Annotated in this window: 14 protein-coding genes; 5 read left to right on the top strand and 9 right to left on the bottom strand. The window is 72.5% G+C overall.

Annotation, left to right across the window (positions count from 1 at the left end):
• Window position 1: 1 nt before the first annotated feature.
• The 4 genes from DWB77_RS14265 to DWB77_RS14250 all read right to left on the bottom strand — a co-directional run bounded on the left by DWB77_RS14265 (window position 2) and on the right by DWB77_RS14250 (window position 4,312).
• Window positions 2-700, bottom strand: coding sequence for a tpaF (locus DWB77_RS14265; RefSeq protein WP_120721635.1), 699 nt, complete (start codon window positions 698-700; stop codon window positions 2-4).
• A gap of 2 nt (window positions 701-702) precedes the next feature.
• Complete coding sequence (locus DWB77_RS14260) at window positions 703-2,316, bottom strand: tpaE (RefSeq protein WP_120721634.1); 1,614 nt, start codon at window positions 2,314-2,316, stop codon at window positions 703-705.
• A gap of 64 nt (window positions 2,317-2,380) precedes the next feature.
• On the bottom strand, window positions 2,381-2,989 hold the full coding sequence (locus tag DWB77_RS14255) for a TOMM precursor leader peptide-binding protein (protein ID WP_120721633.1): 609 nt from the start codon (window positions 2,987-2,989) through the stop codon (window positions 2,381-2,383).
• A gap of 15 nt (window positions 2,990-3,004) precedes the next feature.
• A complete protein-coding gene (locus tag DWB77_RS14250) occupies window positions 3,005-4,312 on the bottom strand; it encodes a YcaO-like family protein (protein ID WP_246033526.1) in 1,308 nt (435 codons plus the stop codon).
• A 397-nt stretch (window positions 4,313-4,709) separates the two neighbouring features.
• On the opposite strand from DWB77_RS14250, the gene DWB77_RS14245 reads away from it, so the two are divergent.
• Window positions 4,710-5,021: a trypco2 family protein gene (locus tag DWB77_RS14245; protein ID WP_216826849.1), complete on the top strand. Its 312-nt coding sequence runs from the start codon at window positions 4,710-4,712 to the stop codon at window positions 5,019-5,021.
• On the top strand, window positions 5,011-7,977 hold the full coding sequence (locus DWB77_RS14240) for a trypsin-like peptidase domain-containing protein (RefSeq protein WP_120721632.1): 2,967 nt from the start codon (window positions 5,011-5,013) through the stop codon (window positions 7,975-7,977). The genes DWB77_RS14245 and DWB77_RS14240 overlap by 11 nt, the downstream gene beginning before the upstream one ends.
• Window positions 7,978-7,980: 3 nt before the next feature.
• Here the strand turns inward: DWB77_RS14240 and DWB77_RS14235 are convergent, their stop codons facing one another.
• The 5 genes from DWB77_RS14235 to sbnB all read right to left on the bottom strand — a co-directional run bounded on the left by DWB77_RS14235 (window position 7,981) and on the right by sbnB (window position 13,161).
• Entirely contained in the window at window positions 7,981-8,655 is a 675-nt protein-coding gene (locus DWB77_RS14235) for a 4'-phosphopantetheinyl transferase family protein (protein ID WP_120721631.1), read from the bottom strand.
• Window positions 8,652-9,023: an acyl carrier protein gene (locus DWB77_RS37790; RefSeq protein WP_162952530.1), complete on the bottom strand. Its 372-nt coding sequence runs from the start codon at window positions 9,021-9,023 to the stop codon at window positions 8,652-8,654. The genes DWB77_RS14235 and DWB77_RS37790 overlap by 4 nt, the downstream gene beginning before the upstream one ends.
• Window positions 9,020-10,834, bottom strand: coding sequence for a fatty acyl-AMP ligase (locus DWB77_RS14225; protein WP_162952529.1), 1,815 nt, complete (start codon window positions 10,832-10,834; stop codon window positions 9,020-9,022). Before DWB77_RS14225 ends, DWB77_RS37790 begins: the two co-directional genes overlap by 4 nt.
• Window positions 10,835-11,109: 275 nt before the next feature.
• Window positions 11,110-12,087, bottom strand: a complete 978-nt coding sequence (gene sbnA / locus DWB77_RS14220; protein WP_120721629.1) for a 2,3-diaminopropionate biosynthesis protein SbnA — start codon at window positions 12,085-12,087, stop codon at window positions 11,110-11,112.
• 15 nt (window positions 12,088-12,102) lie between these two features.
• Window positions 12,103-13,161, bottom strand: coding sequence for a 2,3-diaminopropionate biosynthesis protein SbnB (gene sbnB, locus DWB77_RS14215; protein ID WP_120721628.1), 1,059 nt, complete (start codon window positions 13,159-13,161; stop codon window positions 12,103-12,105).
• Between the two features lie 293 nt (window positions 13,162-13,454).
• On the opposite strand from sbnB, the gene DWB77_RS14210 reads away from it, so the two are divergent.
• From DWB77_RS14210 to DWB77_RS14200, 3 genes are read left to right on the top strand one after another with little or no spacing between them, the layout of a single operon-like run.
• Window positions 13,455-15,005 (top strand): tryptophan halogenase family protein, encoded by a 1,551-nt coding sequence (locus DWB77_RS14210; RefSeq protein ID WP_120721627.1) that lies wholly within the window; start codon window positions 13,455-13,457, stop codon window positions 15,003-15,005.
• A 22-nt stretch (window positions 15,006-15,027) separates the two neighbouring features.
• Complete coding sequence (locus DWB77_RS14205) at window positions 15,028-16,323, top strand: cation:proton antiporter (RefSeq protein WP_120721626.1); 1,296 nt, start codon at window positions 15,028-15,030, stop codon at window positions 16,321-16,323.
• The gene (locus DWB77_RS14200; protein ID WP_120721625.1) at window positions 16,320-16,844 is read left to right on the top strand and encodes a flavin reductase family protein; all 525 of its coding nucleotides are present in this window, start codon (window positions 16,320-16,322) and stop codon (window positions 16,842-16,844) included. The genes DWB77_RS14205 and DWB77_RS14200 overlap by 4 nt, the downstream gene beginning before the upstream one ends.
• Window positions 16,845-16,860 lie beyond the last annotated feature (16 nt).

The following is a 16,860-nucleotide window of genomic DNA, read 5'->3' as shown; positions in this document are numbered from 1 at the left end:
CTCACTGGCCCGCTTCCGGCAGCGCGTACGTCGCGGAGAGCAGAGGGTGGCGGGTCACACCGTCGCTCTGGACGAGGGTGCGGACCGCCGTGCCGATGAACCCGCCGAACAACGTGCCGACGAGACCGTGGGACTGGCACTCCAGGTGGAAGTCGTACAGCGCCATCGACGCCCGCGTCACACCGATGCGGTAGCCGTGCGCACCCGCCCAGGAATCGGCCCGGTCGAGTGCCGCGTACATGCTGACGATCCCGCCCGCCCCGGCGAACTCGCGCTGTACGCCCAGGTTTTCGGGGTCGCCGAGCGCCGAGGCGGGCGCGATGAGGGACGCCTCGCGGGCGGTGACCCGGTACACCCCGGCGGGCATCCCCTCGCTGCGCAGCGCGAACACGAACGCCTCCAGCGGGCCGGCCTGTTCGTCGAGGCCCCAGTCGCGGCTGTCGCGCTCGAGGGCGCCGGTCAGCAGCCGCAGCACCAGCTCGGTGCGGACCGGCGCGTCCGCGTACCGCAGCGACGAGCGCCGTTCGAGCAGCGTTCGGTGGAAGTCGCGGCCGGTACCGGCGTCCTCGTCCGGCAGCTCGACCGGGGTGGCGTCGGGGAAGGGGGCGGGCGAGCGGCGCGCCGCGAGGCCGTCGCTCGTGACGGCGCGGGAGGCAAAGCCGTCGAGAAGGGGACGCATCGTGGACAGGTCGGAGCGCACGGTTACCCCAGTTCCATGACGGCCGCTATGGGCTCTTCGTTCGGTGAGATCCCCAGGTAGTCGCCGAGGGCTTCGTCGTCCCAGTCGGTGGCGAGCGAGAAGCCGAGCGCGAGGTGGCCGGCGACCCTGCGGGCCGCGGTCAGCGCGCAGCCCGCGTCGAGCAGGGCGAGCCGCAGGCCGAACGTGCCGTACTTGCGCACCACCTTCTTGAGGTTGGCGGTGACGACGAGCAGCAGGGGCCGCTCTCCCGGCGGCGGGGCGCCGCCCGTGGTGAGGTGGGCGAGCGCGTGGTCCGGTTCGACGTAGGCGTACCCGCCGACCGGCAGCACGGACGCGTCCCGGCTCACCAGATACGCGCCGGCCGAGCCGATGTTCCCGGCCGCCGCGGTCCACCGCTTCACCCAGCCGTCGGCGGACTGCTCGCGGATGCCGAAGGCCACCGCGAGCAGCAGCGACACATCGGTGTCGCCGAGCTTCGCCCGGTCCCCGGCCGGGGCGCCGGCGAGGCGCGACACCTCGGCCGGGGGCAGCGGCAGCCGTGGGCAGGTGGGCCAGGACCGGAACTCCGACTGGAGCTTGATGTTCGAGGACTGGTAGTGCGCCAAGTGGCCCTTGGGGTCGAGGAATTGGCGCGGCGGGATCGCCACCGCCGCCTCGTACAGGGCGCCGGCCGGCGGCACGGCGGCGGTCGGACCCTGACTGAACGAGCAGTCGGGGCAGCCGGGACGGCTCGCGCTCGCGCGGTACTTCGTGGTCAGGGTCGTCAGGTCGACGACGGCCGCGTCGAGCGGCAGATGGGTCATCGTCGACCGTGCGACCAGCGCCAGGACATGGTGGGTGACCAGACCGGCGATCAGGTCGTACGCGTGCTCATCGGGGGCGCCGTCCAGGTCGTCCTCGCCCGAGGTGGCGCACCCCAGACACGGTGTGAACCCGGGGTCCACATAGGGTCCGACGACCATCGAGTCCGTGCCCGCCCGGACCCGCAGCAGGGGGCGGCCCTCGCGCCGGCACCGGTCGTGCAGCGCGGCGAGTTCCGGCCGGGACCGCGGCGTCTCGAAGAACACGACGAGGGTGTCCGTCGCCGCCGGTGGCCCGTCGCCGTCGGCCACCACCGTGCACACGCCGGTCAGACAGCGCGTCGCCGCCTCGACGAGGGCGCGGTCCCCGGCCAGCCGGACCGTGGCACGGCCCAGCCGCTCGGCGCCCCGCGTCCAGGACGGGTTCACACCGGTGGAGTTGCCCAGGCGCGACAGGAAGCACGCCAACTCCGGTGCCACCGGCGGCAGTTCACCGTCCGGGGCGCCCTCCTCCACCACGCCCGACGCCCACAGCAGGGCCAGGGACTTGTAGACGACCGGCTCCTGGAGGCCGGTCACCTCGGCGAGCTGGGCGTGGGTGGCGGTGCCGTCGCACGCGGCGACCAGCCGGCTCAGGCTGTCCCGGGCGAAGCGACCGGTGAAGACCTGCCGTTTGTCCGCGCCGTCGAGCATCACCGCGTCGCCGGACTGACGCAGCCGGACGCCCCGGCGCACCGCGGGACGCACGGGCACCGCGATCTGCCGGTCGCGGTGCGCGGCCCGGCCGATCGTCTCCGCCTTGACCTCAGCGGCCATGAGTTGCACTCCTCACTACGAAGCTCGAAAGCTGGGGCAGCCCGATCACTACGAAGCGCGACGGCTAGGGCAGCCCGACCACACGATCGGCGTCCGGCGCGGGCTCGCGCAGCCGCTCGCCGCACCGGGCACAGCGGTCCACCGCCACCGTCGACGCGCTGGACAACGTCCCGGCGACGAGGTCGAAGGTGCGGACCGTGCCGCCGAGTCCGGCGGGGCCGGTGCGCAGCTCGGCCAGGGCGAGGGTCAGCAGACCGTGGGCGATCGCGAGGTGCGGGCGGCCGAAACCTTCCGGCAGGCCCCGCGTCGCCGGGCCCACGTCATAGGGCTGTGCGGGATCGCGGTGCTGCTCGATGCGCCGCGAATAGCAGGAGTAGCAGGCGGTGGCGCCGGGGATCACGGCGGGACCGCACACGATCCGGGTGGGAAGCAGTTCGAGGCCCACCGTCGGAACGCCTCGTTCGAACCCGAACCGGTCGACTGCGTCCCGCAGTTCCTCCAGGCGCCCGGAGTGCACCACCACGATCGCTCGGGCGCGGGTGAGCCGGGTGTCGTCGGGGAGTTCTTCGCCGGTGACCCGGACCACGGGGGAGATCGCGTACGCCTCGGCGTACTGCTCCCCGAACGCGTCCCGCACCAGATACAGACAGTTCGTCGGTTCCTCGGGTGACACGTCGTGTGTTCCTCTCTACGCGAAGGGCTGGGGCTCCGGGTTCACCGACTCTCCCGCGCGTCTCTCATGGCCCATCGCGGTGGGCGCGGCGTACAGCCTCGGCGTGGCGAGGTAGCGCTCGCTGTGGATGAAGGAGAGCGGCACGGCCTCCGGGACCAGCACCTTCACCGCGTGCATCCCGACCTGGCGCGCCTCGTCGGTGGTGATGTCGACCGCCAGGACCTCGGCGCCCCGCTCGGCCAGCCGGGACACCGCGGTGCCCAGCGGGTCGGCGCCGGCCGGCAGGCCGGGCAGCGCGTCGATGCTCCGCAGCGGGCGCTCGCCCTCCAGCAGATGGGCGAAGACGTGCCGGCGGTCCCGGGAGGCGTTGTAGGCGGCCGAGCCGATCACGCTGACCGTGCCGTCGTCGGGCCGGTCCACCGGGCCGCGCCGCACATGGTCGCGCAGTGCGATGCGCAGCGCGGCCAGTTCCCGGTAGAGCTTGCCGAGCGCACGCCGCGGGTCGAGGTCGCAGGTGGCGCACACGATCTGCGCCAACGACGGTTCGTGGTCGGCCAGTTGGATCGCGTAGAGGACGGGGATGCCGAAGTCGGTCGTCGCGTCGAAGACCCGGATCGAGAGGTGGCCGGAGCTCCCGGTCTCGTAGTGGGCGCGGGTGTCCGCGTCGAGGGCTTCGGGGTCGATCGACAGCTCCGGCAGCGGCAGGCGCTGGAGCCAGGACAGCGAGAGCGCGTCCCGCTCGACGACTTCCAGGAGGCCGCCGAGGACGGCGCTGCGGAGGTCGGAGTGGACGGCCGCGCCGGTGGTGACCCCGCGGGTGAACAGCTCCGACGGCGACTGGGGCGTCATGTGCAGATGGACGGCGACGGCCGGCACCAGGACGCTGCGTCTGCGCGTCAGTGACCAGGCCCGGGCCCACCGGATGGGGACGGACGGGTCGTAGGGCACGAGGCCGCAGTCGTCGCGGGCGAACTCGCTCTCGGAGCACCGCGGCCACCGCTGGGGCGACACGCACTCCTCGGTGAGCTCCGCCTCGGCGGCCACCACGAGGTCGTCGTCGTGCCAGGAGCAGACCGAGTACCGTTCAAGGGCCTCGGCGATGGAGACCAAGCGGGCGCGTTCACCGTCGAGCGCGCTGCCGACGCCGTTGACGTTGCCCATGTCGCCGCTGTTGCGCCAGCCGCGCAGGCTGGTCAGTACCTGTGACGGGTCGCCGATGCTGGAGACGTGGACGGCGAACGCGGGGTCGCCCTCGGTGGCCGGAACCGCGGTCGTGCGGGACACCAGGCCGTAGGGCGAGACCAGCGAGGCGATGCGCCGCAATTCAGGCGCGCTGACATCTTCCGACTTCCCCCGTCGCACCACGAACCCCCCGTCGCGATCTTCCGGCTTTCGACCTTGCACGGTCTCCCGCGGAGTTGTCAAGCAACATAATTGCAATACACCGGCAACACAGGAAGGCGCCCCAACCGCCCCTCAAACGGGAGGAGTTGCGGCCGCACACCCCGTCGACCTGCGGATTTTCCCGGGTCGGGACGTGCTCGCCCGGTACCGACCTCGGCCGGGGGCCCCGGGCCATCGACGGTCGGCGTACCGATGTGATAGGCCTGAGGGTGCCCTGGCTCGAAGTCGATCGGACACAGGTCCAGTTGGCGAGCCCTCGGTATGCTCGACGGGCGAGGCGGACCGGGCGGTGTCGGGCGAGGCGCGGGGGTTCAGGGTGGACGACGCGGTGGAACTGGCCGACATGATCGCCCAGTTGAGGTCCGAGCTGAGCCGGGCCATGGCCGACGGCGAAGGCCAGGGGCTGCGGTTCCAGGCCGAGAAGCTCGACCTCGAACTGACCGTGGGCGTGGAGCGGAGCCGGGAGCCGGGCGCCAAGGTGCGGTTCTGGGTCTTCGACGTGCACCACTCGGCGCGCACCGCCCAGTCGGTCACCCAGCGCATCATGCTCACGCTCAGACCCGTCGGGGCGGACGACGCCGACCGGCCCGCGCTGATCTCCGGGGACGAACTGCTCGATGAGAGATGAGCCCGTGGCCGACGGGCCAGGGCTCGACCCGCACCGGATCGCCGAGATCATCGTCGAGACCGGCAGCGGCCGCAGACGCGGTTCCGGCTACCGCGTCTGTGCCCGCGCCGTCCTGACCGCAGCCCATGTGGTCGCCGACGCGACCGCCGTGGTCGTACGGTGCGACGCCGACCGGGACGGCGAATGGTCGGCTCCCGCGACCGTGACCTGGGCGGACCGGCACAGCGACCTCGCCGTCCTGAGCGTCGTGCCGCCGCCGGACGCCCCGGCGGTGGTCGAGCCGGCCCGCTTCGGACGGATCGCCGACGACCGGCACGGGGTGATCGACGTGTATGCCGCCGGGTTCCCGCTGTGGAAGCGCCGCACCCGCCGCGAGGGCACCTTCCGCGAACTGCACCAGGCGGACGGGACCGTGGCCGCCCTGTCCAACCTGCGCACCGGCACCCTGGAGATGACGGTCGCCCCGGCCGGCGCGGACCCCGACCCCGGGGCCTCGCCCTGGGCGGGGATGTCCGGTGCGGCGGTGTGGGCCGGTCACCTCATCATCGGTGTCGTCGCCGAGCACCACCGCTCGGAGGGCCCGGGCCGGCTCACCGCGGTACGCCTGGACCACGCGCTGCGCGGGCTCGGCGCCGACGAGCGCGGGGAACTGGCCCGGCTCCTCCGCCTCCCCGGCCCCGGGCCGCTGCCGCTCGAGGGGCCGGGGGAGCCGCCCGGTGCACGCGTCCCCGGTGCACGCGCCCCCGACCTGCGGGTGGTGGGCGTGCCGGTCGCGTACGGGATCGAGCTGTTCAAGAACCGCACCAGTGAACGCGACGCCGTCGCACGCCACTTGAGCGACCCCGCGATCCGGATGGTCACCATCACCGGCCCGCGCGGCATAGGCAAGAGCGCCCTGGCGGCGAAGGTCATGGACCTCCTCGACCGGGGCTCATGGCCGGGCACCGTCCAGGGCCCGGTGCCGTCCGGCCTGGTCAACCTCTCCACCCGGACCTCCGGGATCTCCCTGGAACGGCTCTACTTCGACTGTGCCCGGCTGCTCGGCCCCGAGTGCCTGGCGCGGCTGCGGGACGTCTGGACGGCGGGCGGGACGGCGCAGGACCGGCTCGCCGAACTGCATGCGGCCCTCGGCGAGCGTCTGGTCGTCGTCCTCATGGACAACCTGGAGGACCTGCTCGACGACGACGGCAGCATCGCCGACGAGGAACTGGCCGTCATCCTCGACTGGCTCTTCCGGGTCCGCTCCACCCCGCGGCTCCTGGTCACCAGCCAGGTGCCCGTGCGCCTCGCGCCCGAACTGCGGCGCTTCGCCGCCCACGTCGAACTCTCCGAGGGACTCGGCCCCGCCGAGGCGGCGGCCCTGCTGCGCGAACTCGACCGGGACGGCAGCCTCGGCATGGCGCAACTGTCCGACGACGAACTGCTGCACGCCGCCGTCCATGTGCACGGCGTTCCCCGCGCCCTGGAACTGCTCATCGGCGCGCTCGCCGACGACACGGTGCTGCTGCCCAGCCTCCAAGACGTGCTCAAGGACTTCACACGGCGCCACGACGTCGTCGCCGACCTCGCACAGGATCGCTACAAACGGCTCGACGCGCGGGCGCACGCCGTCCTCGGCGTGCTCGCCGCACTGCGCACACCGGTCGGCCAGCACGACGTCGAGGAGATCCTGGCCGGGCTCGACCCGGAGCTGCCCGCGGCCCCCGTCCTCATCTCCCTCGTCCGCAGACACCTGGTCTCCGTGGACCGCGCGCACCGCACCTTCGCGCTGCACCCGCTGGACGCGGAGATCGCCTACGGACGCATGCCCCGCAACGGACCCCACAGGAGGCAGGCAGTGGAACGGCAGATCGCGTCCTGGTACGAGCGCCGGACCCGGCCGCGCGGCGAGTGGCGCACCCTGGAGGACATCGAGCCGAACCGGCGCCGCTTCCACCACCTCCTGCGCGCCGGCGACCACGACGACGCCGCGCGGGCCCTGTGCGAGATCAGCGAATGGCTGGTCTGGCACGGCTCGGTGCTTGCCGCGGTCACGATGCACCTGGCCGTCGAGGAACACATCCAGGACGAGCGGGTGCGCCTCGCCCACACGGTGGCCTACGGACACGCCCGGCTCAGCGCGGGCCCCATCGAGCAGGCGGTCCACCTGTTCGCCGAGGCGGTGTCCCTGGCCGAACGCCTCGGTGACCGGCCCGCGTTGCAGAACGCGCTGTTCGGCCTCGGCGACGCCCACCGTCAGCTCGGCGACCAGGGGGCCACGGTCGCCCCGCTCACCCGCGCCGCCGAACTGGCCCGCGAACTCGGCGACCCCGAGCGGGAGGTGCACGCGCTGCTCTCCCTCAGTCTCGCCCACAGCTATCTCGGCGACGGCGAGAGCGCCCTGACCGTGGCCGACCGCCTCACCCAACTCGCCGACACGGAAGGTGACTTGCTCACCATCGCGCGGGCCGGCAATGCCCGCACCATCGCCCTGCTCACCCTCGGCCGCTGGCAGGAGACCGCCGAAGCGGGCGCCGCGACGGCCCGCGCCTACCGCGCCGCCGCAAGCCAGGAGGCGATCGCCTACGCCCTCAACGCCCAGGGCCTCGCCCTGCTGGCCCTCGACGCCCCGGCCCGCGCCGCCACCGTCCTGGAGGAGGCCCGCCACGAGGCCTCCCTGATGGAGAACCCCCGGGCCGAGGGCGTCTGTCTGCTCAACCTGGCCTGGGCGTACTGGTGCGACGGCCGTACCGAGGAATCGGCCGCCACCGCCGACCGCGCCTCCGCCGCCCTCGACATCGCCGGAGCCGCCCAGGCCGACGCCGCCCGCGCGCTCTCCCGGGCCGCCCGTGACCTTTCTTCGTCCCCGCGCGCCGCCGCCGAAGCCCTGACCCGGGCGGCCGCCGCGCTGGACGGCAACGCCGAGGTGATCAGGCCGAGTTGGGTACGGAAGCGGGCCGAGCGCGTGGGGGAGTGAGGGTCACCCGACGGGCCGGCCGGGCCGCACCGCCGCCGCCAGGAGGAGCTCGGGCGAGGCCAGCCAGCGGCCTTCGAGGCTGGTTGCCTCGGGCAGGCCGGGCAGCACCACCGCCCGGAACGTCCCGCCGGACCCGCCGAAGGTGACCTTGATGTCATGGAAGCCGTTCGGTCTGGCCCCGCCGCGCCGTACCCCTTGGGGGAACCACGCCTTGAACGCCGCCTCCTTCGCGCAGAACAGCAGACGGTCCCAGCGGACGGCGGGGGCGCGGTGGAGGAGGGCGGCCACCTCGTCCTGTTCGTCCGAGAGGGCCACGGCCGTGAGGACGCCGTCGCGCAGTGGGCGGTGCGGCTCCGCGTCGATGCCCAGGGCCCGTACGTCCCCGTGCCGCGCGACCACCGCCGCCCGATAACCGCGGCAGTGCGTCATGCTGCCCACGATCCCGGGCGGCCAGCGCGGGGCGCCCCACTCGTCCGGGAGCAGCGGGCCCGGAGCCGCGCCCAGTGACTTGAGGGCCGCGCGGGCGCAGTGCCGCACCGTGGTGAACTCGCGCCGCCGCCCGGCGCCGACCCCCGCCACCAGCGCCCGCTCCTCGGGGTGGAGACCGCTCCCTTCGGGAACGTCCCCGAAGAGTTCCGAGGCGGCGGTGACGGGAAGGGGGAACAGCGTCTCGATCACGGGGTGCCCTGCGGGCCGGGGGTGCCCGTCCCATCCGCGAGGTCGCGAGCGCCCCGCGCGGCCAGGGCGGCGACCACGTCCTGCGCCACCTCCGCCACGCTCGGCCGGTCGACCAGGAGCGCCCGGTCGATGCTCACCCCGCAGCGCTCGCCGAGGCGCCGGGTCAGCCAGGTGCTGGTCATCGAGTCGATGCCGTACGCGCTGAGCGGTACGTCCTGGTCGATGAGGTCGAGCTCCAACTCCAGGTGTTCGGCGAGCAGTTGGGTGAGGTGGTCGGCCACCTGGCGTTCGGTGACGGCGGTGGTGGCGGCGGGGGCGGTGGCCGTGGCGGTCGACGCGGTCTCCGGGCCGCTCGTGGGGATGCTCATGCGGACGGGCTCCTCTCTGATGGGCCGGCCGATCGGGCCGGCCGGCTGGACCACTGGGCGAGCAGGGGCAGCCGCCCCGCCCGCACGTCGTCCGCGCAGTCCCGGCGGCGGGTCTTGCCGCTGGTCGTGCGCGGCACCTGATGGCGGGCGACCGCGAAGACGCTCACCGGGGCGGGCAGCGCCCGGGCGACGGCGAGGCCCGCGGCGCGTACGGCGCGGGCGAGCACCTCGGGGTCCCGCTCGGCCGTCTCGACGACCACCGCGACCCCCGGCCCCTCCTCCTCCAGCGGCCATGCGGCGGCCCGCTGGTGTGCGAAGGCCTCGTGCGCGGCGCCGGCCACCGCTTCGACGTCCTGCGGGAAGTAGTTCTCGCCGTGCACGACCAGAACGTCCTTGAGGCGGCCCGTGACGAACAGCTCGCCGCCGTCGAGACAGCCCAGGTCCCCGGTGCGTACATACGGCCCGCCCCCGGAGGGTCCGGTCGGCCGCGCCCCGAACGTCCTCGCCGATTCGGCGTCCCGGCCCCAGTAGCCCCGGCCGTTCCCCGGGGCGTCCACCCAGATCTCGCCCACGGCGCCGTCCGGAAGGGCGCGCCGGGTCGCCGGGTCCACGACCTCGATCCGTACGCCGGGCAGGGGTGGCCCGCAGCCGACTAGTTCGACGGCGGTGTCGGGGGAGACGGCCGGTACGGCGGCGCCGCGCGCCAGGGCGTCCCGGTCGTAGCGGCGGACCGGCGCCTCGTACAGGGGGCGGCCGAGCGTGACGCCCAGGGTGCATTCGGCGAGGCCGTAACCGGGCGAGAACACCTCCGGGCGGAAGAAGGAGGGCCGGAAGGCGTCCGCGAAGGCGCGGAGCGTTCCCGCCCGCACCGGCTCGGACCCGTTGACGGCCACCCGCCAGGTGGACAGGTCGACACGCCGTCGCACCGCGGAGCCGATCCGCCGCACGCACAGCTCGTACGCGAAGTCGGGCGCCGCGGCGAAGACGTCCTCCTCCGCCTCGATCGCGCGCAGCCACACCAGGGGGTCGCGGACGAAGGTGGCGGGTTCCATCGTGACCGCCGCCGCCCCCGAGACCAGGGGCAGGACCACACCGGTGCAGAGCCCCATGTCGTGGAAGAACGGCAGCCAACTCACCACCGTGGTACCGGAGTCGACGTCGCAGCGGTCGCGCACCGCGAGCTGATTGGCCATCAGGTTGTCCTGGCCGACGACCACCCCCCGGGGCCGGCTGGTGGACCCCGAGGTGTACTGGAGGAGCGCCACCGCCCGGGGGTCGAGGGCCGCCGGGTCGGGGAGCAGATCCGGATGACCCGGCGCCCGCGCCACCGGGATCCACGCGAGCCCGGCCCCCTCCTCGCCGCCTACGGCGTCCGCCGCCGAAGCCACCAGCGACGCGACCGGCGCGCAGTTCCGCCGGATCGCCCCGAGCCGGTCCGCGCCGTCCGTCGTGCGCCGCCGGGTGGCGGGCCTCGGCGGCGGTACGGGTACGGCGATCCGCCCCGCGTACAGACAGGCCAGGAAGGCGACCGCGAAGTCGGTGCCGGGCAGCGCCGGGACGACGACCCGGTCTCCCGCCGACCCCACCGCGCCCAGCGCGGCGGCCGTGGCGCGGACCCGGCCGAGGAGTTCGACGGCGTTGAGCCGTTCGAGCCGCCGGCCTTCGGCGTCGAGCGCGGTGAACACGGGGCGGGCCGCGTCAGGGCCCGAGGAGCGCAAAAGGAGCGCCTCCACCAGGGTTGTCGGGTAAGGGAGTTGGGGGCGTGGCAGTCGAGTGGGCGAGAGCGCGCTCGGCGCGAGGGTCCGGTCCATGGGTGGGCTCCTCTCGGCTGTCGCCGCTCGGGAATGCGCCGGGGTCGAGCCGCCTTCCGCTGCCCGCGGCGACCCTGTGCCGATGGTGCCGCCGGGCCCTGACGGGGAGCTGACGGCCCGGCGGGGTTCCGGTCCGGCGTCCAGCATCCAGCGCTCGGGGCGTGACGGCAATGACACGGCCCCCACCACCGGGGGGAGGGGTGGTGGGAGCCGTGTCAACCGGCTTCGCCCACACAGGACCTGACGCTCCGTCACGTGTGAGTCGCCGGGTCCTTTCAGCCCGTACGGAGGGGGCCGAGTTCCAGTGCGTGGGCTCCGTAGATGTCGCTCACCCAGTTGCTCTGGTAGATCGAATCGAGATAGCGCTCGCCCAGGTCCGGGGAGATCGCCACCGCCGTACAACGGCCGCCGCCCCGGTGCTCGGCCAGCCAGCCGAGCGCCCCGGACACCACCGTCCCGGTGGAGCCGCCGAACAGGAAGCCGCCCGCGGCCAGCCGGTGCGCGACCCGGATCGTGTCGATCTCCGGCACGAGCACCACCTCGTCCACGAACGACCGGTCGAGCAGCGGCGGTCGTACGCCGGAGCCGAGGCCCGGAATCATCCGGGGCGCCGGGGGGCCGCCGAAGGTCACCGAGCCGACGGAGTCGACGGCGACCACGGTGACCGGGCGCCCCGAATCCTTGAAGTACCGGGCGCACCCCATCAGCGTCCCCGTGGTGCCCGCCCCGACGAACAGGACGTCGAGGTCCGGGAAGCGCTCGGCGATGGACGGCGCCGTACTGCGGTAGTGGGCCTGCCAGTTGCATGGGTTGGCGTACTGGTTGAGCCACAGATGGCGGTTGTCGGAGGCGCACAACTGCCGTACGTGGTCGAGTCTGGCCCCGAGGAAACCCGCCTCGGGGTCGGGCTCGGTGATGGTGTGCACCCGGGCGCCCATCGCTTCCATCAACCGTCGGGTGTTCAGGTTGCAGCGGGTGTCCGTGACGCACAGGAACTGATAGCCCCGACTCGCCGCGATCATGCTCAGGGCGACACCGAGGTTCCCCGACGACGACTCGACGATGACCGAGTCCGCAGTCAGCAGCCCGTTGCGTTCGGCGTCGGCGATCATCGACCGCGCCGCCTTGAGTTTGATCGACCCGGCGAAGTTGAAGCCTTCGCACTTCAGATACAGCGGAGCGTCCAGGACGGACCGCAGGTCCACATAGAGGTCGTCCGTGTGGAAGTCCTCGGGTACGGAGATCACCGGCACTTGGGCCCCCTCACCTCAGGAACGGCTGTCCGTCGCGGTCCGCCCATACCTGTCCACCTCGTGGAAGAAGCCGTCCACGACGCGGAGTTCGCCCCGGGCGGCCACCTCGTCGTACACGAACTTGCCGACCGCCAGATCCAGTACGCCGAGCCCGAACGGCGAGAACACCACCGGGCGGTCACCGGGTATCACCACCTTCCGCGCCATCACCTCGGCCAGCGTCCCGGCAATGAACTTCCGTGACCCGGTGAGCTGTTCGGTCAGATGGGGCGAGGTGTCCGCCTTCAGGCAGTGCTCGACGTCGTCGACCACATTGGTCGAGGCGAGCAGGATCTCGGGCGCCAGATCGCGCAGTGAGATGTTCAGGACCACCGGATTGTGCGCGAACCAGGCGGGCTCGTGGACGTGCGGAGCCGCCGCGACCGTCGCGAAGACCACCAGGTCCGAAGAGCGGATCAACTCCTCGGCGCTGTCGTGCACGGTGATCCGGCCCCGCTCGCCCGAACCCTCCAGATACGAGCGGAAGCCGCCCGCGTACGCCGCCGCCAGGTCGTGCACCCCCACCTCGTCGAAGGTCCAGCCGGTGCCGGCGAGGTAGGTGTGGATGTGCCGGGCGATGAACCCCGTGCCGATGAAGCCGATCCTGCGCGGGCGCGGCCGGCCGCGCGAGAGCAGCTCGGCGCCGAGCGCGGCGGACGCCGCCGTGCGCGCGGCGCTGATGATCGAGCTCTCCAGGCACGCCAGGGGATACCCCGTGGCATGGTCGTTGAGCACCAGTACCGCGGAGGCGCGGGGGATGCCCGAGGCCACGTTCTCCGGGAAACTGGAGATCCACTTCAGCCCGTCGACCCGGTTCTCGCCGCCGATGGAGGCGGGCAGCGCGATGATCCGGGCGGAGGGGCGGTCCGGAAAGCGCAGGAAATACGACGGTGGGTTGACCGTGTCGCCCTCGCCGTGCAGCCGGTAGGCGGCCTCCACCAGCTCCATGGTGCGCTGCTCGTGGCCGGTCAGAACGGCGTGGACCTGGGAGCCGGGGATCACGGCGAACGGCGGGACGGATTCTTCCTTTGTCATCCAAATCTCCATTGCAGCGGGCGGGCGGAGCGATTCCCACCCGGTAACCCCGCCTTTCATGTTCCCGAACGCCGCTGACAGTGGGCTGACGCCGCAAAGAGGGCCCGTAGCCGACCGGGGGCCATCTGTCCATCCGGCCAGCCCCACCTGCGCCTTTCGGCCATCACTTAAGGATCTGGGCGCCGAGTTCAGCCACCCCTAGTCTCCTTTATCGGTGGCGCCACCCAGGAAAATCGGACACAGGGGGCCGGAGCCACTGGCGAATCTCGTGGACTACCGAACAGGAGTCACCAGTGCTCAACAAAGTCGTGATCGTGGGTGGCGGAACAGCCGGATGGATGACGGCCTCGTACCTCAAGGCCGCTTTCGGGGAGCGAATAAACGTGACCCTCGTGGAATCCGGGAACATCGGCGCGGTGGGCGTCGGCGAGGCCACCTTCAGCGACATCCGGCACTTCTTCGAGTTCCTCGGACTCAAGGAGAAGGACTGGATGCCGGCCTGCAACGCCACGTACAAACTGGCCGTCCGGTTCGAGAACTGGCGGGAAAGGGGCCACTACTTCTACCACCCCTTCGAGCAGATGCGTTCGGTCAACGGCTTCCCGCTGACCGACTGGTGGCTCCAGCAGGGGCCGACCGACCGGTTCGACAAGGACTGCTTCGTCATGGCCTCGGTCATCGACGCCGGACTGAGCCCGCGCCGCCTGGACGGCGCCCTCATCGACCAGCCCTTCGACGAGGGCGCGGACGAGATGCACGGCCTCACGATGTCCGAGCACCAGGGCAAGACCCAATTCCCCTACGCCTACCAGTTCGAGGCCGCACTGCTCGCCAAATACCTCACCACCTACGCGGTGGAACGCGGTGTGCGGCACATCGTCGACGACGTCAAGCAGGTCAACCTGGACGAGCGCGGCTGGATCAGCGGGGTCACCACCGCCGAGCACGGCGACCTCACCGGCGACCTCTACATCGACTGCACCGGCTTCCGCGCGCTGCTCATCAACAAGGCGCTCAACGAACCGTTCATCTCCTACCAGGACACGCTGCCCAACGACAGCGCGGTGGCCCTCCAGGTCCCGATGGACATGGAGAAGCGCGGCATCCTGCCGTGCACCACCGCCACCGCCCAGGACGCCGGCTGGATCTGGACGATCCCGCTGATGGGCCGGGTCGGTACCGGATACGTCTACGCGAAGGACTACCTCTCGCCCGAGGACGCCGAGCGCACCCTGCGCGAGTTCGTCGGCCCCGCGGCCGCCGACGTCAACGCCAACCACATCAAGATGCGCATCGGGCGCAGCAGGAATTCCTGGGTCAACAACTGCGTGGCCGTCGGCCTTTCCAGCGGGTTCGTCGAGCCGCTCGAATCCACCGGCATCTTCTTCATCCACCACGCCATCGAGCAGATCGCCAAGAACTTCCCCAACGAGGACTGGAACCCGAACCAGCGCATGCTCTACAACCGTTCCGTCTCCCATGTCATGGACGGAATACGGGAATTCCTGGTCCTGCACTATGTCGCCGCCAAACGACAGGACACCCAGTACTGGCGCGACACCAAGACCCGCGCGATTCCCGACTCGCTCGCCGAGCGCCTGGAGATGTGGAAGACCCAGGTCCCCGACTCCGAGAGCATTTTCCCGTACTACCACGGTCTGCCCGCCTACTCGTACATGTGCGTCCTGCTCGGCATGGGCGGAATCGAGCTGAAGCCTTCACCCGCACTCGCCCTGTCCGACCCTTCCGCCGCCGAGCGGGAATTCGAGGCGATCCGCGACAAGACGCGGCGCCTGACGCAGACGCTTCCCAAGGCGTACGAATACTTCGCCCAGCATCGCTGAGCGGCCGACGGGGGACCGCGTCATGGAATCGCTCAGGCTCCTCGGCGACGCTCCACGCGTCGCCCATGTCCTGGCGGCGCTCGCCGCCATCCTGCTCATCGCGTTCGCGGGGCGGTCCCTCGCCCGGGTGCTGCGCCAGCCCGTGGTCATCGGGGAGATCGTGGTGGGCCTCCTCTCCGGGCCCGCCGTGATCGCCCTGTTCGGCCGCGACACCCTGGACGCGGCCCTGCCGGGGCCCGTGTTCGACGTGGTCAAACTGATCGCCCAGGCCGGCCTCGTCCTGTTCCTGGTGGGCCTCGCCCACACCCTGGGGGCGGCCGACTCCGGCGGCCCCCGGCGCGGCGGCACCCTGTGGGTGGCGACCGGAGCGCTGGTCCCGCCGCTCCTGACGGGGCTGCTCCTCGCCGGCCTGGTGCTGGCGAGCGACGACACCGCGGCACGCGGCGACGCCCCGCTGCCCGCCTTCGTCCTGATGGTCGCGGTGTCGATGTCCATCACCGCCGTCCCCGTCATGGCCCGGATCCTCGCCGACCGGGGCATGACGCGCTCGGCGGCCGGGCAGACGGCGCTCGCCGCGGCCCTGGTCATCGACGCCGTCGGCTGGCTGCTGCTCACCCTCGCCATCAGCCTCGGCGCGGGAAGCCTGGACGGGGTGCTCCACTCGGTCGGGGCGCTCGCGTTCGGCGCGGTGTGCGCGCTCGCCGTCCGCCACGGACTGCGCACCCGGGCCGCCCGGAGCCTCTGCGCCCGGCTGCCGCGCACCGCGGCGGTGCTGCTTGGCGCGGTGGCCCTCGCCGTCGCGCTCGCCATGGAACACCTCGGCATGACGGCCGTCCTCGGCGCCGCCCTGGTCGGCCTGGCGATCCCGCGGGGCACCAACGCCCCCTGGGAACGCGCGGTCACCGCCGTCTCGCGGGCGGGCGGCGCGCTGGCGCCCGCCTTCTTCGTGGTCACCGGGGTCACCGTGCTCACCGGCTCGTTCACCGACACCTCCTGGCGGCTGATCGCCGCGGCCGTGGTCCTCGGCTGCCTCGGCAAGGGGCTCGGCGGATATCTCGGGGCCCGCCGGGGCGGCCGGCCCCCCAGGACGGCACGCAGGGTCGCCGTCCTGATGAACACCCGTGGGCTCACCGAACTCATCGTCCTCCAGGCCGGGTTGAGCTCTGGGATCCTCACCGGCCCGATCGTCCTCGCCCTGATCGTCATGGCGCTGACGACGACGGCCATGACGGGACCGCTCCTCACCCTCCTCGACCGGGCCGAGCGCCGCCCCACGACCGCGGCGTACGCCGTAGCCACAGAAAGCAGGGTCCGATGACCGAACACACCGTCCATGTCGAAGCGGTGGCCGACCGGACCACGCCCGACCGCTTCCGCGCCATGATGAGCGGCTTCCCCACCGGCGTGGGCGTGGTCACCACCACCGGTCACGACGGGGCGCCGCGCGGCATGACCTGCTCCTCGGTGTGCAGCGTCACGCTGAAGCCGCCGACGCTGCTCGTCTGCCTGCGGCACGGCAGCCCCACCCTGGAGGCCATCCTGGAGCGGGGCACCTTCGCGGTGAACCTGCTGCACGAAGGGGCCCAGGGGACGGCCGAGTTGTTCGCCTCCGGCAACCCCGAGCGCTTCCACCTGGTGCCGTGGGAACAGGGGGCGGACTCGGGCGGCCCCCATCTGGTCCAGGACGCGCACACCGTCGCCGACTGCGATGTGAGCGCCCTGCACCGCACCGGCGACCACGTCACCGTCTTCGGCGAAGCCCGCCTGATCACCCAACGGCACGCCCTGCCCCCGCTGTTGTACGGCCTGCGGCAGTTCCGCACCTGGTCCCGGCTCTGAACCCGGGCCGCCACCG

This window comes from Streptomyces hundungensis (genome assembly GCF_003627815.1).
GTDB classification, from domain to species: domain Bacteria; phylum Actinomycetota; class Actinomycetes; order Streptomycetales; family Streptomycetaceae; genus Streptomyces; species Streptomyces hundungensis_A.
The sequence above is the reverse complement of the archived record's forward strand: the minus strand, read 5'-3'. Positions and strand labels throughout refer to the sequence as shown.